Source organism: Thermincola sp. GK-1, from assembly GCF_059412445.1.
This window is the reverse complement of the sequence record NZ_JBSQAT010000015.1, coordinates 18086-42715: the sequence shown is the minus strand read 5'-3', so window position 1 is coordinate 42715 and position 24630 is coordinate 18086. Positions and strand designations below refer to the sequence as shown.

General features: G+C 48.0%; 24 protein-coding genes. 23 read left to right on the top strand and 1 reads right to left on the bottom strand.

The annotated features are described in order from the left end of the window. Positions 1–5: 5 nt before the first annotated feature. From truA to argB, 19 genes are all read left to right on the top strand, one after another. Entirely contained in the window at positions 6–746 is a 741-nt protein-coding gene (gene truA, locus ACSNJE_RS12790) for a tRNA pseudouridine(38-40) synthase TruA (protein ID WP_495252807.1), read from the top strand. A 147-nt stretch (positions 747–893) separates the two neighbouring features. Continuing rightward, positions 894–1328, top strand: a complete 435-nt coding sequence (gene rplM / locus ACSNJE_RS12785) for a 50S ribosomal protein L13 (RefSeq protein ID WP_052218127.1) — start codon at positions 894–896, stop codon at positions 1326–1328. A 23-nt stretch (positions 1329–1351) separates the two neighbouring features. Beyond that, on the top strand, positions 1352–1744 hold the full coding sequence (rpsI, locus tag ACSNJE_RS12780; protein ID WP_013119242.1) for a 30S ribosomal protein S9: 393 nt from the start codon (positions 1352–1354) through the stop codon (positions 1742–1744). A 186-nt stretch (positions 1745–1930) separates the two neighbouring features. Further along, positions 1931–3022: a periplasmic decaheme cytochrome A gene (gene pdcA, locus ACSNJE_RS12775; protein ID WP_052218125.1), complete on the top strand. Its 1092-nt coding sequence runs from the start codon at positions 1931–1933 to the stop codon at positions 3020–3022. Between the two features lie 322 nt (positions 3023–3344). Beyond that, positions 3345–3632 (top strand): hypothetical protein, encoded by a 288-nt coding sequence (locus tag ACSNJE_RS12770; protein WP_495252806.1) that lies wholly within the window; start codon positions 3345–3347, stop codon positions 3630–3632. A 374-nt stretch (positions 3633–4006) separates the two neighbouring features. Then, positions 4007–4759 (top strand): N-acetylmuramoyl-L-alanine amidase CwlD, encoded by a 753-nt coding sequence (gene cwlD / locus ACSNJE_RS12765; protein WP_052218124.1) that lies wholly within the window; start codon positions 4007–4009, stop codon positions 4757–4759. A 55-nt stretch (positions 4760–4814) separates the two neighbouring features. Further along, positions 4815–6221 carry an AmmeMemoRadiSam system protein A gene (amrA, locus tag ACSNJE_RS12760; protein ID WP_495252805.1) on the top strand — a complete coding sequence of 469 codons (1407 nt, stop codon included), beginning with the start codon at positions 4815–4817 and terminating at the stop codon, positions 6219–6221. A 17-nt stretch (positions 6222–6238) separates the two neighbouring features. Continuing rightward, entirely contained in the window at positions 6239–7231 is a 993-nt protein-coding gene (gene amrS, locus ACSNJE_RS12755) for an AmmeMemoRadiSam system radical SAM enzyme (RefSeq protein ID WP_495252804.1), read from the top strand. 133 nt (positions 7232–7364) lie between these two features. Continuing rightward, positions 7365–8297: a DMT family transporter gene (locus ACSNJE_RS12750; protein WP_052218119.1), complete on the top strand. Its 933-nt coding sequence runs from the start codon at positions 7365–7367 to the stop codon at positions 8295–8297. 83 nt (positions 8298–8380) lie between these two features. Further along, positions 8381–8509 (top strand): hypothetical protein, encoded by a 129-nt coding sequence (locus ACSNJE_RS12745; protein ID WP_282432066.1) that lies wholly within the window; start codon positions 8381–8383, stop codon positions 8507–8509. A gap of 189 nt (positions 8510–8698) precedes the next feature. Beyond that, positions 8699–8854: a hypothetical protein gene (locus ACSNJE_RS12740; RefSeq protein ID WP_157723896.1), complete on the top strand. Its 156-nt coding sequence runs from the start codon at positions 8699–8701 to the stop codon at positions 8852–8854. A gap of 175 nt (positions 8855–9029) precedes the next feature. Next, positions 9030–10271 carry a hydrogenase small subunit gene (locus tag ACSNJE_RS12735; RefSeq protein WP_495252803.1) on the top strand — a complete coding sequence of 414 codons (1242 nt, stop codon included), beginning with the start codon at positions 9030–9032 and terminating at the stop codon, positions 10269–10271. Beyond that, positions 10271–11677 carry a nickel-dependent hydrogenase large subunit gene (locus tag ACSNJE_RS12730; RefSeq protein WP_474774352.1) on the top strand — a complete coding sequence of 469 codons (1407 nt, stop codon included), beginning with the start codon at positions 10271–10273 and terminating at the stop codon, positions 11675–11677. Before ACSNJE_RS12735 ends, ACSNJE_RS12730 begins: the two co-directional genes overlap by 1 nt. Before the next feature lie 12 nt (positions 11678–11689). Then, positions 11690–12289: a cytochrome b/b6 domain-containing protein gene (locus tag ACSNJE_RS12725; RefSeq protein WP_495252802.1), complete on the top strand. Its 600-nt coding sequence runs from the start codon at positions 11690–11692 to the stop codon at positions 12287–12289. Positions 12290–12468: 179 nt separating this feature from the next. After that, positions 12469–13512: an N-acetyl-gamma-glutamyl-phosphate reductase gene (gene argC, locus ACSNJE_RS12720; RefSeq protein ID WP_052218114.1), complete on the top strand. Its 1044-nt coding sequence runs from the start codon at positions 12469–12471 to the stop codon at positions 13510–13512. Positions 13513–13587: 75 nt separating this feature from the next. Beyond that, positions 13588–14790 (top strand): bifunctional glutamate N-acetyltransferase/amino-acid acetyltransferase ArgJ, encoded by a 1203-nt coding sequence (argJ, locus tag ACSNJE_RS12715; RefSeq protein ID WP_052218113.1) that lies wholly within the window; start codon positions 13588–13590, stop codon positions 14788–14790. Between the two features lie 125 nt (positions 14791–14915). Then, entirely contained in the window at positions 14916–15815 is a 900-nt protein-coding gene (locus ACSNJE_RS12710) for a radical SAM protein (RefSeq protein WP_013119257.1), read from the top strand. Between the two features lie 58 nt (positions 15816–15873). After that, on the top strand, positions 15874–16323 hold the full coding sequence (locus ACSNJE_RS12705; protein ID WP_495252800.1) for a pyridoxamine 5'-phosphate oxidase family protein: 450 nt from the start codon (positions 15874–15876) through the stop codon (positions 16321–16323). Positions 16324–16344: 21 nt separating this feature from the next. Then, a complete protein-coding gene (gene argB / locus ACSNJE_RS12700; RefSeq protein ID WP_474774353.1) occupies positions 16345–17232 on the top strand; it encodes an acetylglutamate kinase in 888 nt (295 codons plus the stop codon). A gap of 12 nt (positions 17233–17244) precedes the next feature. Here argB and ACSNJE_RS12695 read toward each other — a convergent pair whose 3' ends face one another. After that, complete coding sequence (locus ACSNJE_RS12695) at positions 17245–17691, bottom strand: hypothetical protein (protein WP_052218109.1); 447 nt, start codon at positions 17689–17691, stop codon at positions 17245–17247. A gap of 195 nt (positions 17692–17886) precedes the next feature. Between ACSNJE_RS12695 and ACSNJE_RS12690 the strand changes: the two genes are divergently transcribed. The 4 genes from ACSNJE_RS12690 to ACSNJE_RS12675 all read left to right on the top strand — a co-directional run bounded on the left by ACSNJE_RS12690 (position 17887) and on the right by ACSNJE_RS12675 (position 24613). Then, positions 17887–19098 (top strand): acetylornithine transaminase, encoded by a 1212-nt coding sequence (locus ACSNJE_RS12690; protein WP_495252799.1) that lies wholly within the window; start codon positions 17887–17889, stop codon positions 19096–19098. A gap of 25 nt (positions 19099–19123) precedes the next feature. Next, on the top strand, positions 19124–22339 hold the full coding sequence (gene carB / locus ACSNJE_RS12685; RefSeq protein ID WP_495252798.1) for a carbamoyl-phosphate synthase (glutamine-hydrolyzing) large subunit: 3216 nt from the start codon (positions 19124–19126) through the stop codon (positions 22337–22339). 68 nt (positions 22340–22407) lie between these two features. Then, positions 22408–23349: an ornithine carbamoyltransferase gene (argF, locus tag ACSNJE_RS12680; protein ID WP_495252797.1), complete on the top strand. Its 942-nt coding sequence runs from the start codon at positions 22408–22410 to the stop codon at positions 23347–23349. Positions 23350–23401: 52 nt separating this feature from the next. After that, positions 23402–24613: an argininosuccinate synthase gene (locus ACSNJE_RS12675; RefSeq protein ID WP_495252796.1), complete on the top strand. Its 1212-nt coding sequence runs from the start codon at positions 23402–23404 to the stop codon at positions 24611–24613. Positions 24614–24630 lie beyond the last annotated feature (17 nt).

The following is a 24630-nucleotide window of genomic DNA, read 5'->3' as shown; positions in this document are numbered from 1 at the left end:
CAAGGGTGAGAAACATTAAAATGACCGTTGAATACGATGGAACATCATATCACGGTTTCCAGAAACAGGCAGGTCAGAATTTGCCTACAATTCAGGAGGCTTTGGAAAAAGCTCTCAGAAAGCTGACCGGGGAGGAAATTTCTGTTACCGGGGCCGGGAGAACTGATGCCGGTGTTCATGCGCTGGGTCAGGTGATAAATTTTTATACCGAGTCTTCAATACCCACTGGGAATTTTGTACGGGCATTAAACAGCGTATTGCCTGAAGATATTGTGGCCAAAGATGCTGTAGAGGCGCCCGGAGATTTTCACGCCCAGTTTTGGGCTAAGAAGAAAACCTACAGATACACTATTTTTAACGACACAGTACCATCGGTTTTTTATCGCCGTTACTCGTTGTTTGTTCCTTATAAGCTCAATGTGGATAATATGCGAAAAGCAGCTTCTTTTCTGGTGGGACAACATGATTTTTCGGCCTTCAGGGCTGCCGGTTCCACGGCCCGTAGTTCCATTCGGACTATGTATAGGGCTGAGGTTGAACAAGAGGGAGAATTAATCCACGTTTACTTAGAAGCAAACGGCTTCCTTTACAATATGGTGCGTATAATAACAGGCACGTTACTCTATATTGGCCAAGGCAAGTTGAGGGTGGAGGAGATGAAAGATATTATAGCTTCTGGGGACCGTACGCTGGCAGGGCCTACAGTCCCGCCGCAGGGGTTATGCCTTATGCGGGTTGAATACTAAAACTTGACATGACATTTCCTGTATATTAAAATATTCTTGTGATTTTTGCACATATAAGGTCCACAGCCCCGGATCTCTGTGTTACTAGTGGTAGATAGTAACACAAATAAAAAAGTTTATGACTGTTTGCAGCAAGGAGGGAATAGGATGAATACTTACATGGCTAAAGCCGAGGACATACAAAGAAAATGGTATGTTATCGATGCTGCCGGTAAGCCGCTGGGCAGATTGGCTTCCGAAGTGGCCAGGCTCCTCAGAGGCAAACATAAACCGATTTTCACCCCACATGTTGATACTGGAGATCATGTAATAGTAATCAATGCAGAAAAGGTTGAATTAACCGGTAAGAAAAGAAGCCAAAAACTTTATGTTCGCCATACCGGATACCCAGGTGGGCTGAAGACTATGAATTATGAAACTCTTTTAAGAACAAAACCCGAAAGAGCAGTGGAAAAAGCCGTTAAAGGTATGCTTCCTCACAACCGTTTGGGCAGGGCAATGCTCAAGAAGCTGAGGGTATACCGTGGTTCTGAACACCCACATCAGGCTCAAAAGCCGGAAGTATGGCAAATCGGGGAATAAAGAAAGGAAGGAGGAGATAATTCATGGCTCAGGTCCAATACTATGGTACCGGACGGAGAAAAAACGCAGTAGCCCGTGTACGGTTAGTACCCGGTGACGGAAATGTCACCGTTAACAATAGAAGTTTAGATGAATACTTTGGTAAGAAAACCTTGGAAATGATAGTAAAGCAGCCCTTGAATCTGACTAATACATTAGGCCAGTATAATGTTCTGGCTAGTGTGCGCGGAGGCGGTACGTCAGGACAGGCAGGCGCTGTAAGGCTGGGCATAGCCAGGGCATTGATCAAGGCCGATCCTAACCTGCGTCCGGCGTTAAAAAAAGCCGGTTTCCTGACCAGAGACCCCAGAATGAAGGAAAGAAAGAAGTACGGTTTGAAAAAAGCCCGCCGGGCCCCACAATACTCAAAACGGTAATTTTGTTAGTTATAAGGAAGGATATTGCCTTCCTTATTTCTTTTTGGCAAAGATTGAGCCAAAAACCAGCTTTTTTCGCAAAAAAACTTAATTAAACTAAGCAGTTTAAAGAGGAATATAACGGTTTTAATAGAATAGATTAGATTAGGACTTTTGAAAAATTTAGGGAAAGGAGGGGAAAAGAGAGTGTTAAAAAGGCTACATAAATTTTCCTTGAAAAAGGTTATGTTATTAACTGCGCTGGTGTTGTTGGCCTTGCTGGTTGTAGGTTGCTCACAACAAACATCTACGGCTCCAGCCACTGCTCCCGAGAAGGAGACCTCCGGTGACGCGACGCAAAAGCAGGATACCCAGGCAGGCGGTGCAACCCCTACCAAGGTAAGTGATACGGAAATAGCTCAGACTCAGTGTACCGAATGTCACGAAATGTGGCCCGAAATTGCTACCTGGCAGACTTCCGTACACGCCAATGTTCCATGTCTTACCTGCCATAAAGGGTATGATCCCCAGCAAAACAAGAGCGCCCATGACAGCGGCTCTTTCCAGAAACCCATCGCTATTCGCAATAATCCTGTATCAGATGATGCCTGCAGAAGCTGTCATGCCATGCAAAACAGGCTGGCCACTCTGCTGCCTGACCTGATTGCTCCGCACGAAAAGCACGAGGCTGCCAAGGTACCTTGTCTATCTTGCCATAGGTTTGTAACCCATGGCAATATCGCCGAGCGTAAGGTTACTACGAGACCTGAATATTCCGATTATTCCAAATGGTCTCCGCAGTTGGCTAAACAAGCAGCTCCTCAGGTAATGCGCCGTCCGAACATGTTCGTATGTATTAATTGTCACGAACAGCGTAAAGTTACCACTAAGTGTGCTGCTTGCCACTACTACCCTGATAGGAAGAGCCTGCCTTCCCACGAAAATCCAGAGTGGAAGGTTATTCACGGTAGGGAAGGACGGAAAGACGTAAATAACTGTGCTAAATGTCACTATGATAAAGAAAGTCAGAAGTTTGCCACTCCGTCCACCGGAGACTTGATTGCTGATTTTGCACGGGCTAACAGCTACTGCTACGGTTGTCACCTGAAGCGTCCGGCCAACCATGACGGTGCTTGGATGTCCAAACACCCGCAGATGGCTAAAGACAAGGGCCTGCAGAACTGTTTCGCCTGCCATGATAAGAACCAGCCCAGGCCGAATGTTACAGGTACTTATTGTAACACCTGCCACTGGTTCCAGGATCCCAAGCCGGCTGCAGAGCAGGCACAGAAAAAATAAGGTAATATTAAGAGGGCTTCCGGTAAAGGAAGCCCTTCAGATTTTTAGACAAAGTTTCAAATTGGCACGATTAAACCTTGACAAGAAGGCAGGGTACCCAAACCAGATGGCTATATGAACCACGGAGTCCACAGCGCAGCCAAGCTGCAATCAAAATTTAAAAGACCAGAAACCCATGATAAAACTGAAAAAATGACGCAGAGATAAAAAAGAGAGGTACTCTCAGGCACTACTTAACGGTCTGAGAACACAGAGAAAAACATAAAACCAAGAAACAACATAAAAAATCAACAAATCAAAATAAAAAAAGGAAACGACTACAATGAGCATGATAAACAAATTCAAAGAAAAAATCAAAGGTTCTTTAAGCACATTTGACAGAATGATTTTTAAGGGACATTTCTGTTTTATGCATAAGAAAGAAAACCGTTATTATCTTTTGAGTCAGGAGAAGGTTTTACTAAAGGATTTCGGTGAAGCAAACCGTCCGTATATCTACTTAAATAGTCCAAAAGTCTCAAAAGAGGAGATTGCTAAAAAAATTATGGAGACCGATATGTCAATCTATCCAGATTTGGTTGAACATGCAAAGACTTCCCTCAGTTTTTAATGACAGCCTAAAATTTAGTTTTTTTTGCAAACTTTTACAAAGTAGTAGTACAGAGAATTAATTATCAAAGTAAGGTTTATGAGTTATCCAGTAATGAAGTTTCAATCAGCTCTTAATAAATTTTCTCGACCAGCTTCCTCTGTGCTCTCTGAGTCCTCTGTGGTGAGTTTTTAAAACCACAGGTATTACTGAGGTAACAGAATTTTTCAAGTAATTAACTCTTTGTGGTAAACTGTTTCCGCCCACAGCTTCGAGCAACGGTTGTTTTCCGTTACACGGCCGGTGGAATACAGTGACGAATAAATTCTTTTCCTTACATAATTCCCTCCCGTTCTGCATATTGTTAAAAGGGATAAGCATATGGGAGGGCGCCTATGAAAAGGGTTTATTTCTGGTCGGCGAAAATTCAAAAGAGAGACCTGCTCCTGGCCATACTGGCCATAGCCATCATCACGGTCAGTATTGTCTGTCGGGTGGCCGCTTACGAAAATACGGTTGCATCTGCTGTTTCCTGGAAAGTGGCCAACCGGGTGATTGTGATTGATCCTGGCCATGGCGGAATGGATCCGGGAGCGGTAGGTAAAGCAGGTACTCTGGAAAAAGATGTGGTTTTGGAGGTTGCTCACAAATTAAAAAGGCTCTTAAGCGACGCGGGGGCCATTGTAATACTGACCAGAGAAAGCGATAGCGATTTAAGCGGCAAGGCCGCGGGTTCGGCTTATGAGAAGAAACGAAGAGACCTCGCTAATCGGGTGGCCATAGCTAATAAAAATAAGGCTGATATATATGTCAGCCTTCATTTAAACAGTTTTCCGTCGGCACGGTGGACGGGGGCCCAGACCTTTTATCAGCACGGGTCGGCAAAAGCGAAGCTGTTGGCGGAATGCGTCCAGGCCGAAATTATCAAATCATTAAAAAACACTGACCGGCAGCCTTTAGCCGAAAACTTTTACACGACGCGGCAGACCGCCATGCCGGCCGTTACCGTAGAATTAGGTTTTTTATCCAACCCGCGGGAAGAGCAGCTTTTAAGGCAAGCCGATTACCAGGACAAAATGGCAGTGGCTATTTTTTCAGGTATAGCCAAATACTTTGCTGAGGCAGATAACATGGGCAGGAAAAAATAGTCATACGTAGAAATGAATGTGTAAATAAGTTCCGGCAACCGGAGGAGGGCTGAGGATGGGTAAAATTGTATTCGGCGGCATAGTTCCGCATCCGCCTATTATGGTTCCTGAAGTAGGCAGAGGTGAAGAAGAAAAGGTCAGTTCTACCCTGGCGGCCATGGGGCAATTTGCCAAAACATTGGCAGATACCGGGCCCGACCTTGTAGTGATCATTTCGCCCCATGGGGCGGTTTTTTCCGATGGTGTGGCCATTAACGGCGCTTCTGTGCTGAAAGGGAGTTTAAGCCGATTCGGGGCGCCGGAGGTATTCCTGGAATATGTAAATGACCTGGAATTTGCGGGACTTGTTGTTTCTGAAGCTGAGGCCGGTGGTATAACAGCCATAATTATGGACCGGGAGCTGGCCGGGAATTACCGTGTCAGTGTGGAACTTGACCATGGAGTAGTTGTTCCTATGTATTTTGTGGACAGGGCAGGTATCCGCCTGCCGATGGTCATGGTCTCCATGTCCATGTTGCCACCCGTTGAACTGTATAAATTCGGAATAGCGCTGCAGAAGGCTGCCGTGAAATCTGACCGGAAGGTTGCCGTGATAGCCAGCGGTGATTTATCCCACAGGTTAACACCTGACGCGCCGGCGGGCTATGCACCGGAGGGGAAAATACTGGATGAAAAAATTGTACAAGCTATCAAGGATTTCGATGTGCCGGGTTTAGTCAGTTTAGACCCCAATCTGGCTGAAAAAGGCGGCGAGTGCGGTTGGCGGTCCATTATCATGATGCTGGGAAGTCTGGACGGCTATGAAATTCATTCAGAAGTACTGTCATATGAGGGACCCTTTGGGGTGGGGTATATGGTAGCTGTCTTAGTGCCGGGAGAGGCGTCGGAAAAGAGAAAAATGCTGCCGCAAATGGTTGCTGAACGGGAAAAAATGATCAATGACCGCCGGGCTAACGAGAGCGCCTATGTTAGATTAGCCCGGGAAACCTTGGAGCACTATGTAAGGGAAGGGAAGATTCCCGGGGTTCCGGATCCGCTGCCTGAGGATATGCTAAAGAGGGCCGGTGTTTTTGTCTCCATTAAAAAACACGGGCAGTTGCGGGGCTGCATAGGCACAATTCTGCCGACTACGGAGAACTTGGCGCAGGAGATTATTAACAATGCCATCAGTGCCGGCACCAGGGACCCCAGGTTTGCCCCTGTCCGGGAAGAAGAGCTCGATGAGCTGGTCTACTCGGTAGATGTGTTAAAGGAACCGGAACCTGTAGACGATATGTCCCAGTTGGACCCCTATCGTTACGGGGTAATTGTCCGCAAAGGGCATAGAACTGGCCTTTTGTTGCCCAACCTTGAGGGGATAGATACAGTGGAAGAGCAGGTGGCCATAGCCCGGCAGAAGGCGGGTATCGGGCCCGATGAACCGGTGGAGTTGGAACGGTTTGAAGTGGTGAGGTATTACTAACAAAGGTGGTTGGCAAAATGCACCCTGCTTTGTATTGGGAAAAAGCAGAAAATAATAAAGTACAGTGCAGGTTGTGTCCTCAGTTGTGTGTAATTGCGGAGGGTCGGAGGGGCTTCTGCCGGGTCAGGGCAAACCGGGAAGGGCAGCTTTTTACCTTAAATTACGGACGGTGTTCATCCTATGGTATGGACCCCATTGAAAAAAAGCCTTTGTATCATTTTTATCCGGGGCACAATATTTTTTCTGTGGGCACGGTGGGGTGTAACTTGCGCTGCGGCTTCTGCCAAAACTGGACCATTGCCCACGGGGACCCCGAGACGGTGGAGGTTTCGCCGGAGCTGTTAGTGGAAGCAGCCGCCAGGGAAAAAACCAACGGAAACATCGGGATAGCCTATACCTATTCTGAGCCTTTGATGTGGTATGAATTTGTTCTGGATACAGCCAGACTGGCCCACGCAAAGGGCCTGAAAAATGTCCTGGTGACCAACGGTTTTATTAACCCGGAGCCCATGGAGGTCCTGCTGCCTTATATTGATGCCATGAATATTGACGTCAAAGCTTTTCGGGATGAGTATTACAATACTACCTGTGCCGGTGAACTGCATCCCATCAAAGCGACGGTGGAAAAGGTTTTTGCCAAATGCCATGTGGAAATAACTACCCTCTTAGTGACGGGGTTAAACGACAGCGAGGAAGAAATAGGGGAACTGGCCGACTGGCTGGCTGGCCTGAACCCCGATATTCCGCTGCACCTGTCCCGGTATTTCCCCAATTATAAAATGGACCTGCCGCCTACGCCGCTGGAGACGATGGAGCGGGCTTGGGAGGTAGCCATGCGGAAACTGAACTATGTCTACCTGGGCAACGTACAGGACGAAAAAGCCCGTAATACCTACTGCCCCAAATGCGGAGAGCTGCTGATTCAACGGTCCGGTTATTACACCGAAGTAACCAATCTGACCGGTGGCAAGTGTGCCAAATGCGGTCAAGCAATTGCCATTGTTCAATAGATGCTGTTACCATTATATTTATCATAAAAAGCAAAAGAAATAAGTTTTCCTTACCTTTCTATAAAATTTAGTGCTATAATAATTTTATTAATTTTAGCACCAGATAATTATACAAACAAAGGGGTCTTGCTATATGAACGCTGTATTTTTTGCTGCCTTGTGTTTGATTTGGGGTTCTACCTGGATGGCCATAAAAATAAATTTGGGTTCTTTTCCGCCATTTTTTTCCGCCGGTTTACGTTTTTTGCTGGCGGGTTTTGTACTTTTGGCGGCCATGAAGTTTGCCAAAGTCTCATTTCCAGGCGAATGGAGGAAACTGTCTCCCTCCTTCGTCTTTGGCCTTCTAAACGGCATTTCTTACGGGCTTATTTACTGGGGCGAACAATACATACCCTCGGGCCTGACGGCAGTTCTCAATGCATCCCTGCCCTTTTTCAGTATCATCTTCGCCGCCATGTTTATTGGTGAAAGGATTACGCTGCGCAAGGTGTTTGGTTCAATCATCGGGTTTGCGGGAGTTCTGTTGCTGTTTTACGAAAGCCTGTCGGAGTTGGGTTCCGGAAAAATAATGGGGGAAATAGCCATTGTGGTTGCCGCCGCGGTATATGCCCTGGCCGGTGTACACGTGAAAAAACGTTCCTCAGTAGAACCCCTGGCTGCCGTCACAGTACAGATGCTTACTGCCGCCGCAGTTTTACTCCTAGTAGCCCTCCCCGTTGAATATGGTGCAGCGGTGCACTTCACCTGGCGGGGGTTGGCGGCTTTTATGTACCTGAGTTTATTCGGGTCGGCAGTGGCTTTTTATTTATACAACCATTTAATCTTACGTATGGAAGTTACTGCCTTAAGCTATACCTCGCTGATTACTCCGGCCATAGCAACCTTATTGGGTGTTTTGATCATGGAAGAAGAATTGAACGGGTTCATGATTATCGGCATGATTTTAATATTTACGGGGACCGCCATTATCAACATAAAAGGAGCCCACCGGTCTCGGGATAAATTGCCTGATTTATCCGCCGATTCCGAACCATACCGGCAGTCCGAAGAACTACGGCAGTCATAAAAGAATTAACCGAAATTGCAGTTTAAGGCTGGATAATTTTGGCTAACCTATAGTCGATAGACTTATGGGGAGGCGGAGTAAAGTTGAACAAAGCTAAAGTATTGAAGGAAATTAATAATCGGATTGAAATGTATAACCTCTTTATCCGGGCGGTCAAAAAGGCCCACATGGAAAAGAAATTGAAGGCAAGTCCGCAAAAAAGGAGAGGTTAAAGGTCTTGACAGCAGCGGCAGGGCAGAAGGGTATCTCCGCTACCTGGGAGCTTGGTGCTGCAAACCCTTACCAGGAAGTCCGCTAACCGCTATGGAGGCAAAACAACTATTGCTTCAAGGTTACGGGCGCGTTAAGGAGCAACTGCGCCCGCAAAACCGCAGCCAGGCAGGCAAGGGGTTTCCGCATGTTTGAAGATGGCGAAGGCCGCCGGGAAGTCCGGCACTCAAGTAAAGTTGAGTAGCCGGACGGGAGGCGGCCTGGCTTTTGAGAAATGCAACATGAGCCATCGAGTTCGGGAACGCTGCCTGCCTGGCCAGGTTTTGCAGCACAAAGCTCCTTGGTAGCGGAGAACCCCACCTACCCCTTCCGAGATCGAAGGAAGGCGTAGCCCCGGAGCAACGGTTGTTCTACTGGTGCAGCGGCTTTCCCATTCCACCTGCGCCTTCCTTGGGACCGGCATAATTGATTTTAACTCCGGCCATACTATCTGATAGTGTTATCACCGGGGAGGCAGATAATATGCTGTCACGGCGGGAGTTTATCAAATTGATGGGCGGATTGACCGCCGGTATTTATGCAGCGGATTTTGTGGTGCCAGAACTGGCGGCGGCATTTGCGGGAAAAGCCAAAGTGCCGGTCATCTGGTTGGAGATGATGACCTGTTCAGGCAATGTTTTTTCTGCTCTCAATACCCTTCACCCCGGTATGCGGGAACTGCTGTTTGATATTATTGAACTCAGGTTCAGTAACAGTATCATGTTCGGCGAAGGCGACCAGGCCATAGAGTATCTTTTCCAAACTATTGAACAGGAACGGGGGCGTTACATTCTTATCGCGGAAGGTACTGTTCCGACCAAGGCGAACGGTTATTACAGTCTCATCGGATATTACCCCGACGGCCGGCCCTTGACCAGCCTGGAGGCCATCAAACTTGCCGCAGGTAATGCTAAATACATTATGAGCCTGGGTACTTGCGCCAGTTTTGGTGGTCCTTACGCTGCCAAACCCAACCCCAGCGGATCAAAACCGGTTATGGACGTAATAGAGGAGCCGGTAGTGAACGTGCCGGGGTGTCCGGTTAATCCTGACTGGTGCGTTGGTACTTTGATTCATCTAATACTCTATGGAATGCCGGATCTGGACGGATACCGGCGTCCGACCATGTTTTACGGGAAGCGGATACATGACTGGTGTCCCCGGCGGCAGCATTTTGATAACGGTAATTTTGCTTCCAGACCTAGCGAAGAGGCTTGTACCTACAAAATAGGCTGCAAAGGTCCCGTTACCTTTGCCGATTGCCCAACCCGGCAATGGAACAGTGAGCATGTAAATTGGCCGGTCGGGGCCAATTCCCCGTGTATAGGCTGTGTTGAACCGGGGTTTCCTGATGCCATGAGCCCCTTTTTTGAGCACCTGCCCGATGCGGTGCCACTGGGTATCAGGGCATCCACTGATGCTATAGGGTTGGGGGTAGCCGGCGCAGTCACCGCCGGTATTAGTGCGCACCTGGTAGCCAGTACCGTATCGGGGCGCATCGGCCAACGTTTAATCGGGGGTACGGAGGCAAAACCTACAGGTTTAAGTGGCATTGTACCCGGGTCAACGGGTAACAAAAGAGTTATTAAGTTTAAGCCCGCAGGCAGGGCCAAACAAATCGGCCTGAAAAGGCATTGGAAACAGTTGCAGGTCAATAACGCACTGCCCAAACAGAAATGGTATGGTGCTCTGATAAAATATTTACCTAAAAGGAAGGGTAGATAGTGGCAGTTACCAAAAAAATCAGTCCCATCACGCGTATTAACGGATTCTGGAACATAGAAATAACCGTAGACAACGGTAAGATTGTTGATGCCAAGAGCAGCGGAATATATTTCAGGGGTCTCGAACTTATCTTAATTGGCCGTGATCCCAGGGATGCCGCTTACCTTACACAGCGGATATGTGGTATTTGTTCTTCCGTTCATGCCCTGGCTGCTTCTTTGGCCCTGGAAGATGCCCTGGGCATTGAAGTGCCCCCAAACGGTATCCTGATGCGCAATCTGACATTTGGGGCAGATTTGCTGCAGAATCATATCCGGCATTTTTATTTACTGGGAATTGCCGACTGGGTCGAAGGACCTGATTTTCCACCCTTTGTTCCCAGGTACCGGCGGGACTTTCGTTTGTCAAAGAAAGATAATGAGCGCATTTTCAAACATTATATGGAGCACTTTGAATATGCCAGAAAATGTCATGAAATGGTTACTCTGGTCAGTGGGAAAGTTCCCCACCAGCATGGCATTGTTCCAGGGGGGCACACCGTCAGACCAACTATGGATATGATTTACAAGTTTTCCTCTATGCTCCACGAGGTCAGCGAGTTCATTTCAAACAAACTGATCCCTGATATGGAAACCATAGCTGAAAACTATAGCGATTATTATAAACTGGGAGTTGGGGTTAAGAATTTAATGGCCTTTGGAAATTTTCAGATTCCCAAAATGAGAGATAAGTGGGTAGTCCCCTTCGGTATTGTGCGGCGGGGGAAAATAGAACCTGTTGATCTTACAAAAATTAAAGAATATGTAACATTTTCATGGTATCTGGATAAAGAGCCAACCCACCCCGACAGGGGCAGCACTGTTCCTGAGGCGGATAAAAACGCGGCTTATTCGTGGTGTAAAGCGCCCAGGTATGAAGATGAACCTGTTGAGGTGGGTCCTCTGGCCCATATGTGGATGACGGGTGAGTACAGGCACGGAATCTCCACCATGGACCGTTTAATGGCCAGGTATCTGGAATTAAAAATGGCTGCAGAGCTTATGAAACAGTGGGTGAAAGAACTTAACCCTGACCTGCCCGTATATCAACCTTATGAGATACCGGGGGGTGAACACATCGGGGTGGGATTAACGGGAGCCATGCGCGGCGCTCTGGGGCACTGGGTACGGGTAGAAAACAGACGAATCAGCCATTACCAGATCATTACCCCGTCAGCCTGGAACTGTTCCCCCCGAGACGGAACAGGTACTTACGGGCCTATCGAACAGGCCTTAATCGGTACGCCGGTGGAAGATATTCACCAACCCATTGAGGTGGGCAGAATAGCCAGGGCCTTTGATCCATGCCTGGCCTGTGCGGTGCATATGGTTAATCCGCAGGGTGAAATCAAGCAATTCGTTATCTGAGGAGGTTTTTGCATGCCTGGTCAAAAGGTTCTTATACAACCAAGGGGAATAAGAATTCTGCACTGGCTTTTGGCTTTTGGTCTGGTAGCGCTGTTGCTGTCGGGTTTATATATTCATTCCCCTTTCATAACCGCACCGTACGTAACTTTGAGAACGGCGCAAATAATTCAGCTCGGAGCCGGTTTTATTACGGCCGGCATAGTTGCTTTGCGGCTTTATTACGCCCTGGTGACAGGAGACTACAAAAACATTATGTTTAAGCCGGCTGATTTTAAAGAATTCATTAAACTTATCAAGTACTATCTTTTTCTTGCCCAAAAAGAACCTCTACATAAAAAGTACAATGCCGGGCAAAAACTGATTTTCACTTCCTGGCTGATAGCTTTTTTGTTTCAGTTTTGTACCGGCCTTTTGCTGTACTACCCGGTGTGGGTAAATAACCATCCCTTTTTCGGGCACCTGCAAACCATCAGGTTTTATCATTACCTGGTGGCGTTGTGGTTCCTGGCCACACTACCGATACATGTTTATCTGGTCCTAACGGGGGACCCCGGTCGCCTGCAGGCCATTTTTACCGGCTGGGCGCGCCTGGCCAGACCCAAAGGCAGCTAAATTAAATTTTTTAGCGCACCCTATTGCATGTTTATGCAAAAATAATGTATAATTATAAATTATTAAACTCCGCATTAAAACTTTGTTCAACTTTCGCAGCTCTATCAGCATTGTAATGGTGAAACAATAGGTTGGGGCTGAGCGGAGGGCCGAAACTGCATATTTTGGAGGGATAGTCTATGATTAATGTAGGAATCGTTGGTGCCACCGGTTACACAGGTACCGAACTGGTGCGGTTTTTATCCAGGCACCCGCAGGTCAGGATTGCCGGTGTAACTTCCCAGAGTTACGTGGACCAGCGATATGCAGATATATTTCCCAATACGGAAAGATTTATTGACCTGGCCTGTGAAGAACAGGATTTGGATAAGCTTTTAGCCAAGTGTGATGTGATTTTTACTGCCTTACCGCACGGCGTTTCCATGGAAGTGGTTGGGGCGGCCGCGGCAAAGGGGAAAAAAGTTATTGACCTGGGAGCTGATTACCGTTTTGATGATGTAAGGGTTTACGAAGAATGGTACAAGATAGAGCATAAAACGCCGGAACTGGCCAAAAAAGCGGTTTACGGCCTGCCGGAGATTCACCGGGACGAAATAAAAAACTCGCAGGTAATCGGTAATCCGGGGTGCTACCCAACCAGTATCATACTGGGATTGGCCCCCTTGCTGAAACACGGTCAGGTTAAAGTGGAAACCCTGATCATTGATGCTAAATCAGGGGTCTCCGGCGGCGGTCGGGGACTTAATCTGGCTTTTCATTATGCCGAATGTAATGAAAATTTAAAAGCTTACAACATTGGCGTACACAGGCATACCCCGGAGATTGAACAGGAATTGAGCAAATTGGCCCGCACTGATGTCCGAGTTTCTTTCACCCCGCATTTGATTCCCATGACACGCGGAATTTTAAGTACCATTTACGCTAGTTTACATAATATCGACACCGATACCGAAGAATTGCTCAATATTTACCGGGATTTTTATAAAGATGAGTTTTTCGTGCGGATTCACCCGGAAGGAAGGTATCCACAGACAAAATACGTGTATGGGTCCAATTTTTGCGATATTGGCCTGCAATACGACCCCAGAACAAACCGGGTAATTGTTGTTTCTGTTATAGATAACCTGGTTAAAGGAGCATCGGGACAGGCGATCCAGAACATGAATATTTTATTTGGTTTGCCCGAAAAAACGGGCTTGGATTACCCGGCTTTGTGGCCGTAAATTAAAAGTCAAATCTTTATTTTTTGCTGACCTGGCTACTAGCCATTGGACATTAACCAGGACGGAGTGATTAAAATGATAAAACGAATTGACGGCGGAATTACGGCGCCAAAAGGCTTTTTGGCCAGTGGCGTAACAGCCCATATCAAAAAGGATAAAAAAGATTTAGCCGTTATATATTCTGAAACCCCTGCATCTGCGGCAGGAGTTTTCACTACCAACCGGGTCAAGGCTGCACCATTGTTGGTTTCCATGCAAAATATTGCCGACGGCAGAGCCCAGGCTGTAGTTGTGAACAGCGGCAACGCCAACGCCTGTACCGGTGAACAGGGCCTGCAGAATGCGCAGCAGATGGTTAAAACAGCGGCGGAGTGTCTGAAATTGCAGCCGGAAGACGTAATTGTGACTTCCACCGGGGTTATCGGTGTGCAACTGCCCATGGATAAAATAACGGCAGGTATAGAAAAAGCCGTGGCGGAATTATCCAGGGACGGTGGTTACAAGGCGGCCAAAGCAATCATGACCACCGATACCGTCGAAAAAGAAATAGCCGTATCTTTTAAACTGGGTGAAGCTGAAGTGGTTATCGGCGCAATGGCCAAAGGTTCAGGCATGATTCACCCGAACATGGCCACCATGTTAGGGTTTATTACCAGCGACGCGCAAATTTGTCCGGCCATGTTGGATAAGGCTTTAAGACAAGTGGTCAATCAAACTTTTAATATGATTACTGTAGACGGCGATACCAGTACCAACGATATGGTAGTGGCCCTGGCCAACGGAATGGCGGGAAATAAACTGATTGATACGGAAAATGAAGATTATGCTGTTTTTAAGCAAGCCCTCTATTATGTTTGCGAACACCTGGCCAAATCGATTGCCAGAGACGGGGAAGGGGCCACCAAGCTGATAGAGATACAGGTTGTTAACGCTTATACCGAAGAGGATGCGAAAAAAGCTGCCAAAGCTGTTGCCAACTCAAACCTGGTGAAAACGGCGATTTACGGCGAGGATGCGAACTGGGGCCGGATTATTTGTGCTGTGGGTTATTCCGGCGCTAATTTCGAACCTGATAAAATTGATATTTACATTGGTGACGTAAAAACGGCTGAACAGGGTTGTGCCCTTGGCTTCAGCGAAGAAAAGGCTAAAGAAGTTTTGATGCAGGAAGAAGTCCTGATTAAAGTTGATATGCATGTAGGTACTGCTTCAGCCAAAGCCTGGACCTGCGACTTTTCCTACGATTATGTGAAGATCAATGCCAGCTACCGGACATAGCAGTCGGCTGGTCACAGATGGCTGCTGAAAGCTTTGCTTTTAAAAATTAATCTCAGTGTCCTCTGCGTTCTCCGTGGTTTAAAACATAGGTTAGTCTGGTAACCGGCTATCGAAGGGGGGCCTTTATGAATCTTTCCCGGGTTTTGTACCTGGCCCGGTATTATATCAGGGCAAAATTTTTCAATGACAAGAGGCCTATACTGTCGGGCATGAAACTGACCCACAGGTGTACGCTGACATGCCGCCAGTGTCCTTACTGGCAGCGGCCGGCGCCTGATTTGAGCTGGCAGAAGGCCGGGGAATTGTTCCCCTTTTTATATAAAAAGGGTATCCGCCTTTTAATTTTTGAAGGCGGAGAACCCTTGTTATGGAAAGACGGTTCTAAAACTATCCATGATTTGGTACGGGAAGCCAAACGATATTTCTTCTGTGTTGGCGTAACCACCAACGGTACCCTACCCCTTGATGTGGATACAGATATCATCTGGGTAAGCATCGACGGACTGCGGAAAACCCATGACGCGTTGCGGGGTAAATCTTTTGATAGGATTATAGACAACATCAAATCTTCATGCCATGCTAAAATTTTTGCGAACATTACCATTAACCGTATTAACGCCGGTGAATTGCCGGAGTTGGTAAGGGTCCTGGCCCCGCTTGTCAAAGGCATTACCATACAGTTCTTCTATCCATACCCAGAGAGTGAAGACCTGGCATTGAGCTGGGAGCAGAGGTCGGCAGTGCTGGACCAATTGATAAAAATGAAGAAAGAAGGTTACCCCCTGACAGATTCGGTTTTAGCTTTACAGGCTTTAAAAGACAACAATTGGAAGTGTGAACCCTGGATGATAGCCAACGTGGAACCGGACGGAACCTTTAACCAGGGCTGTTACCTGAAAAACCGGACCGGAGATGAATATCCCTGCACCTTATGCGGTTTTGCTGCCCATACGGAAATATCCCTGGCTTATCAACTGCATTGGTCAGCCATTATGGCCGGGAAGGAGATATTGGGGATATTTTAAATCACTGCTGCTGGGGCCAGCGGCATTTTCCGGCAGGAAAAGAAATGAGGTGATATTAGTGCCCAAAAAGGATCTAGCTCCTGAACGATGTGAAGAGATCCTGCGGCAGGCGGAGTTTGGGTATCTCGGTATGTGCCGGGAAGGGGAGCCCTACTTCATACCCTTTAACTTCCTTTACGATAAGGGGAGAATCTATATACATACAGGCCATAAAGGCACCAAATGGGATTACATCACGGCCAACCCCAGGGTATGTTTTACAGTTTCCGTGCCGGGACGAAAAAAGACAGGGGAAAGCCCCTGCCAATATACCTTCGAATTCGAGAGTGTGACGGTTTTCGGCTGGGCATCGAAAGTGGTTTCGGAAGAAGAGACAGCCGAGTCCCTTGGCAGGTTGATAGACAAATACCGGGAAGGTCCGGTGGGGGCTGTGCCGGGTGATAAACTGGCGAAACTCTGTATGATCAGAATAGATATAGAAAAAATAACGGGCAGGCAAAACCTTTGAGGCCCGGAAGGAGCGGCGACTATGAACAATGCGGTGGAAAAAGCCAATGTTTTGATTGAGGCCTTGCCTTATATCAGGAAATTTTACGGTAAGACTGTGGTGATAAAATACGGCGGCCATGCAATGATAAATGACGAGCTAAAACAGGCCGTTATCAAAGATGTCATTTTGATGAAGCTTATCGGGATAAACCCTGTAATAGTTCATGGCGGTGGGCCGGAAATTACTGATATGCTGAAAAGGCTTAATATCCCTTCACAGTTTGTGGGCGGCTGCCGGGTTACGGATCCGGCCACCATGGAAATAGTGGAAATGGTTCTGGTTGGGAAGATAAATAAGGAAATTGTTGCCTTGATTAACAGGCATGGGGGCAAAGCGGTAGGATTGTCAGGCAAGGATGCCAACCTAATCCAGGCAGTCAGAAAGATGGGCAAATCTATTGATAATGAAGGCAAAGAATTGCTGCAGGATATAGGTTTTGTCGGGGATGTGGAGAAAATTAACCCGGAGATAATCCAAACTGTCATCAACGAGGGATATATTCCTGTTGTGGCGCCTGTTGGAGTCGGTGCGGAGGGCGAGAGTTATAACATCAATGCCGATTATGTGGCCGGGGAAATTGCCATAGCCCTGAAGGCAGATAAATTGATTTTGCTGACCGATGTGGAAGGAATATTTGAGGATTATAACAATAAAGATACCCTTATTTCAGAATTAAAGCTGAATCAGGTAAATGAGAAGATAACCAGCGGGGTTATTAGTGGGGGTATGATCCCCAAAGTAGAGTGCTGTGTCCGGGCAGTTGAGGGCGGAGTTACGACCACCCATATCCTGGACGGGAGGATACCCCATTCCATCCTGCTGGAAATCTTTACAGACCGCGGAATCGGGACAATGGTGGTAAGGTAAGAGATGCCGCGTTTAAACCAGTCTGATTTTGGTGTCCATGAGTTTTAAAATATATGCGGTGACAAGACCCCATATTAGTGCGCCTGCCAGTGTGGCCAAGGCAGATAGCGGGGGGATCTCTTTGAACAGGGGTAAGTTTATGGCTGTTCCTATACCGTTAACGGTAATCCAGATAACAAAACCGAAGCCTGTTCCCTTGAACAGGTAAAACCTGTGAGAAGTAAGCATGATTATATAAGCAAGCATTACACCAAACAGGGCTCCTGCGCCCAGATGGCCGATTGTGCCCACGATGTCGGCAGTCACCCCTTTGAAGGGCTTAAACATCACAAACACTTTGGCGAAATCGATAAATGTGCGGTCTGTAATTTTTAGCATTTTCATAGTTATATCGAATATTACCTGTATCGTGGCGCCGATGAACCCGGCCAGAGCGCCGGCTGTCAATCTGTCCTTCATTGAGTTTTTCACCTTTACTGTTCATTAATTGTCCTAGTAAATAATTTGCCCAACATCAGAATTGTTATTCCAACACTAACAAGTTATATAAAGCATGTTAAAAAATATGATTGAGTATGCATCTAAAAAATGTCTTATAGAAAGGGGGCTATTAGCGGGCCGTTCCTTTTCGTGATCGGCCCGTTAAGATAAGCCATGAAAACGCAAGAGATAATTGAATTAGGCCAGAAATACGTGATGAATACATACGGGCGGCTGCCTATGGCCCTGGTCAAGGGCGAGGGGGCTTTTGTCTGGGATGCCGAAGGTAATAAATATCTGGATTTTGTAGCCGGTCTGGCCGTTAATTCCCTGGGCCACTGCCATCCCAAAGTGGTTGAGGCTATCCGGGAACAGGCCGAGACCCTTATGCATGTATCCAACCTGTATTGGATTGAGCCCCAGGTGAAACTGGCCAGGTTACTGGTGGAAAATTCGGCCTTAGACAAGGTATTTTTCTGCAACAGCGGGGCGGAAGCCAATGAAGGAGCCATCAAATTGGCCCGTAAGTATGCGAAAAAGTACCTGGGCCCCGATAAATACGAAATTATTACCATGGAAAAATCCTTCCATGGCCGCACTCTGGCGGCCATTACCGCCACGGCCCAGCCCAAGTACCAGAAAGACCTGGACCCCCTGCCGCCTGGTTTTAAGTATGTGCCTTTCAACGACTTTGCGGCTTTGGAAAAAGCAATTTCCCCCAACACCTGCGCTGTTATGATGGAACCTGTACAGGGTGAAGGCGGGGTAAATGTGGCCGATTACGATTATATGCAACAGGTGAAACAGCTCTGCCTGGAGAAAAACCTGCTTTTAATTTTCGATGAAGTTCAGTGCGGACTGGGGCGGACAGGTAAATTGTTTGCTTACGAACATTACAATGTAGAGCCCAATATTATGACTTTAGCCAAGGCCATTGCCGGCGGTTTCCCCATGGGGGCTTTGCTGGCCACGGACAAGGTAGCTGAATGTTTCCAACCGGGCGACCATGCCTCCACCTTTGGCGGCAACCCGCTGGCGGCGGCAGCCGGCTGTGCGGCTGTGAGCATTTTGGCCGATAAAGACTTTCTTGTCGAGGTAGCTGAAAAAGGAGCCTATTTTGAGCAAAAGCTCCACCGTTTAAAAGACAAATATTCCTTTATCACCGATGTCAGGGGAAAAGGCCTGATTTTGGGTCTGGGAATAACCGTTGACGGGAAATCGATTGTAGATGGATGTTTGCAGAAAGGGTTAATTATCAATTGTGTTGGTTCCAATGTGTTACGGTTTATACCGCCTTTGATTATAACGAAACAAAATATTGACGACGCCGTTAACATTATTGATGAGGTTATGTCCGGCCTTTCCTTTAATGAAGTTGAGCTATAATCTTGACAAGGGGAGAAGTAATTTTATGCCGAAGCGTACTGACATAAAAAAAGTATTGGTAATAGGCTCGGGGCCGATTATTATCGGCCAGGCGGCGGAGTTTGATTATGCCGGTACCCAGGCTTGCAAAGCCCTAAAGGAAGAAGGTTTGGAAGTAGTCCTGGTCAACAGCAACCCGGCCACTATTATGACCGACGGGCACATAGCCGACAAAGTTTACATAGAACCTCTGACATGGGAATCAGTAGCCAAGATAATCCGGCTGGAAAAGCCTGACGGTTTGCTGCCTACCCTGGGCGGTCAGACGGGGTTGAATATTGCTGTGGAACTGGCCGAGAAAGGAGTGCTGCGGGAAGAGGGCGTGGCTTTGTTGGGCACTTCCCTGGAGACCATTAAAAGAGCAGAAGACCGGGAAATGTTCAAAGAGCTGATGCTGGAAATAAACGAACCTATCCCGGAGAGCGTCATCATCTCCAGGCTGGATGAAGCCTTTGAATTTGTGAAAAGAGTGGGTTATCCCGTTATTGTCCGACCGGCCTATACTTTGGGAGGGACCGGAGGAGGAATAGTCGGAAACGAAGCAGAACTGACAGAAATTGTAACCAAGGGTCTGAACGCATCCCTTATAAATCAGGTGCTGTTGGAACGCAGCGTGGCCGGCTGGAAGGAAATTGAATACGAGGTAATGCGGGACAGCGCCGATAACTGTATTACCATCTGCAACATGGAAAACCTGGATCCGGTAGGCATACATACGGGGGACAGCATAGTTGTGGCACCGTCCCAGACCTTGAGTGACAAAGAATACCAGATGCTGCGGGCGGCGGCGCTGAAAATTATTCGGGCCCTGAAAATAGAAGGGGGCTGTAATGTTCAATTTGCCCTGAACCCTAACAGTTTCGAATACGTTGTTATCGAAGTAAACCCCAGGGTAAGCCGGTCCAGTGCTTTAGCTTCCAAAGCCACCGGATACCCCATAGCCAAGATGGCAGCCAAGATAGCCATAGGGCTGCATTTGAACGAAATAACCAACCCTGTAACGGGGAAGACGACAGCCTGTTTTGAACCGACGCTGGATTACGTGGTAGTGAAGATTCCCCGCTGGCCCTTTGACAAGTTTGCTACCGCCGACCGCCGGCTGGGCACCCAGATGAAGGCAACAGGCGAAGTTATGTCTATTGACCGCAGTTTTGAAGCTGCGTTAATGAAGGCTATCCGCTCGCTGGAAATAGGTGTCTATGGATTGAGATTAAAGAATTCCGCCCGTTGGACAGATATGGAAATCGAAGACAAACTGGCTAACGGCGATGACGAACGGCTCTTTGTTATTGCCGAAGCCTTTCGCAGGTGTATGACCGTCCGGGAAGTGGCCCAGCTTTCCAAAATTGACAATTGGTTTTTATGGAAGATTAAAAAACTGGTGGATATTGAGCAGGCCCTACAGAGTTCAGGAGGCAACCCCGCAACCGAGCTGCTTCGGGAGGCCAAGGTGAATGGTTTTTCTGATTACAACATAGCTCAGTTGACGGGTTTACCTGAGCCAGAGGTCAGGGAAATGCGCAAGAGAGCCGGCATAATCCCTGTTTACAAAATGGTGGACACCTGCGCCGCCGAATTTGAAGCGGCTACTCCCTACTATTATTCAACTTACGATGATGAAGATGAAGTGGTCGTCAGCGAAAGAAAAAAAGTCATTGTGCTGGGTTCCGGTCCCATCCGGATCGGTCAGGGCATAGAGTTCGACTATTGTTCGGTTCATTCAGTCTGGGGTTTAAAGCAGGAGGGAATAGAATCGATAATCATTAACAATAACCCGGAGACGGTCAGTACTGACTTCGATACTGCCGATAAGCTCTATTTTGAACCACTGACCTTTGAAGACGTTATGAATATTATTGAAAAAGAAAAGCCTTACGGGGTGATCGTCCAATTTGGCGGTCAGACAGCCATCAACCTGGCCGGTGACCTTTCCGGGGCAGGAGTACGTGTGCTGGGAACTCCGGTAGCCCAGATAGATGAAGCTGAAGACAGGGAAAAGTTCGAACGCCTGCTGAGAACCCTGGCGATTCCCCAATCGGAAGGGAAAACGGCCTTCACGGTTAAAGAAGCCCAAGAAATCGCTGAAAAGTTAGGTTACCCCGTTTTGGTTCGCCCTTCCTACGTACTTGGCGGCCGGGCCATGGAGATAGTGCATAATACCGGTGAACTCCTGAAATATATGGAAACTGCCGTTCAGGTATCACCGAAGCACCCGGTGCTGGTGGACAAATATATACGGGGAAAAGAAGTAGAGGTTGATGCTATCGGCGACGGGGAAAATATCCTGATTCCCGGCATTATGGAACACATTGAACGGGCCGGTGTGCACTCCGGCGACAGTATCGCCTGTTATCCGGTACAGACATTGACACAGGAGGAACAGCAAAAGGTCATCGATTATACTACCCGGATAGCTAAAGCTTTAAAAATTTGTGGGTTGATCAACATCCAGTATGTGGTGGGTGAAGAGGAGGTATATGTTTTAGAGGTTAACCCGCGGGCATCCCGTACCGTGCCCGTTCTGAGCAAGGTTACCGGCGTGCCCATGGTTTCCGTGGCTGCCCGGGCCATGGTAGGGCGCTCTCTGCGGGAACAGGGTTATCCAACGGGTCTGTGGAAACTGCCTAACCATGTTACCGTAAAGGCCCCCGTATTCTCTTTTGAAAAGCTTACGCAGGTAGACATATCTCTGGGCCCGGAGATGAAATCCACCGGTGAAGTTATGGGTGTGGACCGCAGTTTTGCTCATGCCTTATACAAAGCCATGCTGGCGGCCGGGTTGAGATTCAGCACTGCAGGCGCCATATTGGCGGCTATTGCCGATAAAGATAAGCAGGAGGCCGTGCCTATCATAAGACAATACGCCGACATGGGTTTTGCTGTCTTTGCCACCGAGGAAACAGCCAAAGTTCTGCAGGCTGAAGGGATTCCCGCCCAACCTGTCCTGGGGCAGTTGGACCCCTTGCACCTGATTCGCGAAGGGCGGGTGCAGTTTGTGATCAATACCCCTACCAAAGGTAAAGTACGCGGCAGGCTGGGCTTCAGTATCAGGCGTACAGCAGCGGAATTCAGGGTGCCCTGTTTCACTTCCCTGGATACGGCGGCAGCGGTCTTAAAAATTCTGGAGTTTCTCCGCCGGGGAGAAGAACCCTATCCTGTTTCCATGGACGACTTTACAGCCCACGTCAGAGATAGAGGCTAAAGAACCTAAAAAATATTGTATAGTTTGCCTTATTAAGGTAAACTAGTAACGTGACAGGAGGGAATGCCATGATTCCGCATACAACTTTAAAGGGAAAGGACCTACTTGCCCTATACGCGTTAACCGGGGAAGAAATAATGGATATATTGAAATTTGCTGCAGAACTCAAGCAAAAGCAGAAAGAGGGGATACCCCATCCCCTTTTGGCCGGGAAGACGCTGGCCATGATTTTTACCAAGTCTTCCACCAGGACCAGGGTATCCTTTGAAGTAGCCATGCACCAGTTAGGGGGCTATCCCCTGTTCCTGAGCGGCCAGGAACTGCAGTTGGGCCGCGGCGAGACTATTGCCGATACAGCCCGGGTATTGTCCCGTTATGTAGACGGGATCATGATCCGCACCTATGCCCATTCCGATGTGGAGGAACTGGCCAGGTACGCTGATGTGCCCGTCATTAACGGGTTAACCGATTTAAACCACCCATGCCAGGTCCTGGCCGATTTCCAGACCATTATAGAGCACAAAGGTTGTCTGGAAGGATTGAAGCTGGCCTATGTGGGAGACGGCAACAATGTCTGTCATTCCCTGCTGAACGGATGTGCCAAGGTGGGGATGCATATATCTGTTGCCACGCCCAAAGGATATGAGCCCGATGCTGAGATAGTGCGGAAGGCCATGGCCGATGCCCGGCTCAGTGGAGCTGTGGTGGAAATTCTGGAAGACCCCTGCCAGGCCGTTAAAGATGCCGACGTAATATATACCGATGTCTGGGCCAGTATGGGTCAGGAAGCGGAACACGCCGAGCGGCTGAAAATATTCAGACCTTATCAGGTCAATTCTGACCTTGTCAAAAGAGCCAGGCCCGACTACCTGTTTATGCACTGCCTGCCGGCCCACAGGGGAGAGGAAGTGGCGGCAGAAGTAATCGACGGCCCCAATTCTGTTGTTTTTGACGAGGCCGAAAACAGGCTGCATGCGCAGAAAGCCGTGCTGGCGCTGACAATAGGGTAGTAAGTGGTCACTGGCCACTGTGCAGAAAATATCTGGGAAGGGAGTTTTAATCATGGCCAAAAAAGTTGTGCTTGCGTATTCCGGAGGTTTGGATACCTCAATTATCATTCCCTGGTTAAAGGAAAATTACGGTTACGAAGTTATTGCCATGGCTGCCGATGTAGGCCAGGGAGAGGAACTGGCACCGTTAAATGAGAAAGCTATCAAAACAGGGGCCAGCAAGATTTACATAGAAGACCTGAAAGAAGAATTTGTCACCGATTTCGTCTGGCCTACCTTGAAAGCGGGGGCTGTATATGAAGGTAAATACCTGCTGGGTACAAGTTTTGCCCGCCCGCTCATTGCCAAACGTCTGGTGGAAATCGCCCGGCAGGAGGGTGCTGAAGCCGTGGCCCACGGAGCCACCGGCAAAGGCAATGACCAGGTGCGGTTTGAACTAACGGTAAAGGCACTGGCGCCCGATTTGAAAATTATCGCGCCCTGGCGTGAATGGGATATCAGGTCCAGGGAGGATGCTATCGAATATGCGGAAGCCAGGGGTATCCCCATTCCCGTGAAAAAAGGCCATGCTTACAGTATGGACCGGAACCTCTGGCATTTAAGCCACGAAGGAGAAGACCTGGAAGACCCATGGAACGAGCCCAAGGACGAAATGTTGTTAATGATTATCCCCCCGGAAAAGGCTCCCGATAAACCGACTTACGTAGAAATCGAGTTTGAAAAAGGTGTTCCGGTTAAGGTTGATGGAAAGGCTTACGGGCCAGTTGAACTGATTCAGTATTTGAACGAAGTTGCCGGCAAAAACGGCGTGGGTATAGTGGACATGGTAGAAAACCGGCTGGTGGGCATGAAGTCCAGGGGTGTTTACGAAACTCCGGGCGGAACCGTTCTGTATGCGGCCCACCGTGAATTGGAGCTTTTGTGTCTGGACAGGGAAACCTTGCATTACAAGGATCTGCTGGCGCAGCGCTATGCAGAACTGGTATACTATGGTATTTGGTACCATCCGTTGCGCGAAGCTCTTGATGCCTTTGTGGATGTGACCCAGAAAACAGTCACCGGTACGGTGCGGATGAAGCTGTATAAGGGTAGTTGTACGCCGGCCGGCAGTAAATCGCCTTATTCCTTGTACAATGAGGAGTTGTCCACCTTTGGGCGCGATGAGGTATATAATCAGAAAGACGCTGAAGGCTTCATAAACCTTTTTGGCTTGCCTTTAAAGGTGCGGGCCTTGATGGAGCTGAAGTCCGGACTGAGAAAATAATTGTTTTACAAAGTATC

Coding starts and splice junctions, on each gene's coding strand:
- rplM (WP_052218127.1), top strand. CDS start 894: ATGAATACTTACATGGCTAAAGCCGAGGACATACAAAGAAAATGGTAT.
- rpsI (WP_013119242.1), top strand. CDS start 1,352: ATGGCTCAGGTCCAATACTATGGTACCGGACGGAGAAAAAACGCAGTA.
- ACSNJE_RS12770 (WP_495252806.1), top strand. CDS start 3,345: ATGAGCATGATAAACAAATTCAAAGAAAAAATCAAAGGTTCTTTAAGC.
- cwlD (WP_052218124.1), top strand. CDS start 4,007: ATGAAAAGGGTTTATTTCTGGTCGGCGAAAATTCAAAAGAGAGACCTG.
- amrA (WP_495252805.1), top strand. CDS start 4,815: ATGGGTAAAATTGTATTCGGCGGCATAGTTCCGCATCCGCCTATTATG.
- amrS (WP_495252804.1), top strand. CDS start 6,239: ATGCACCCTGCTTTGTATTGGGAAAAAGCAGAAAATAATAAAGTACAG.
- ACSNJE_RS12750 (WP_052218119.1), top strand. CDS start 7,365: ATGAACGCTGTATTTTTTGCTGCCTTGTGTTTGATTTGGGGTTCTACC.
- ACSNJE_RS12735 (WP_495252803.1), top strand. CDS start 9,030: ATGCTGTCACGGCGGGAGTTTATCAAATTGATGGGCGGATTGACCGCC.
- ACSNJE_RS12725 (WP_495252802.1), top strand. CDS start 11,690: ATGCCTGGTCAAAAGGTTCTTATACAACCAAGGGGAATAAGAATTCTG.
- argC (WP_052218114.1), top strand. CDS start 12,469: ATGATTAATGTAGGAATCGTTGGTGCCACCGGTTACACAGGTACCGAA.
- argJ (WP_052218113.1), top strand. CDS start 13,588: ATGATAAAACGAATTGACGGCGGAATTACGGCGCCAAAAGGCTTTTTG.
- ACSNJE_RS12710 (WP_013119257.1), top strand. CDS start 14,916: ATGAATCTTTCCCGGGTTTTGTACCTGGCCCGGTATTATATCAGGGCA.
- argB (WP_474774353.1), top strand. CDS start 16,345: ATGAACAATGCGGTGGAAAAAGCCAATGTTTTGATTGAGGCCTTGCCT.
- ACSNJE_RS12695 (WP_052218109.1), bottom strand. CDS start 17,691: ATGAAGGACAGATTGACAGCCGGCGCTCTGGCCGGGTTCATCGGCGCC.
- ACSNJE_RS12690 (WP_495252799.1), top strand. CDS start 17,887: ATGAAAACGCAAGAGATAATTGAATTAGGCCAGAAATACGTGATGAAT.
- carB (WP_495252798.1), top strand. CDS start 19,124: ATGCCGAAGCGTACTGACATAAAAAAAGTATTGGTAATAGGCTCGGGG.
- argF (WP_495252797.1), top strand. CDS start 22,408: ATGATTCCGCATACAACTTTAAAGGGAAAGGACCTACTTGCCCTATAC.
- ACSNJE_RS12675 (WP_495252796.1), top strand. CDS start 23,402: ATGGCCAAAAAAGTTGTGCTTGCGTATTCCGGAGGTTTGGATACCTCA.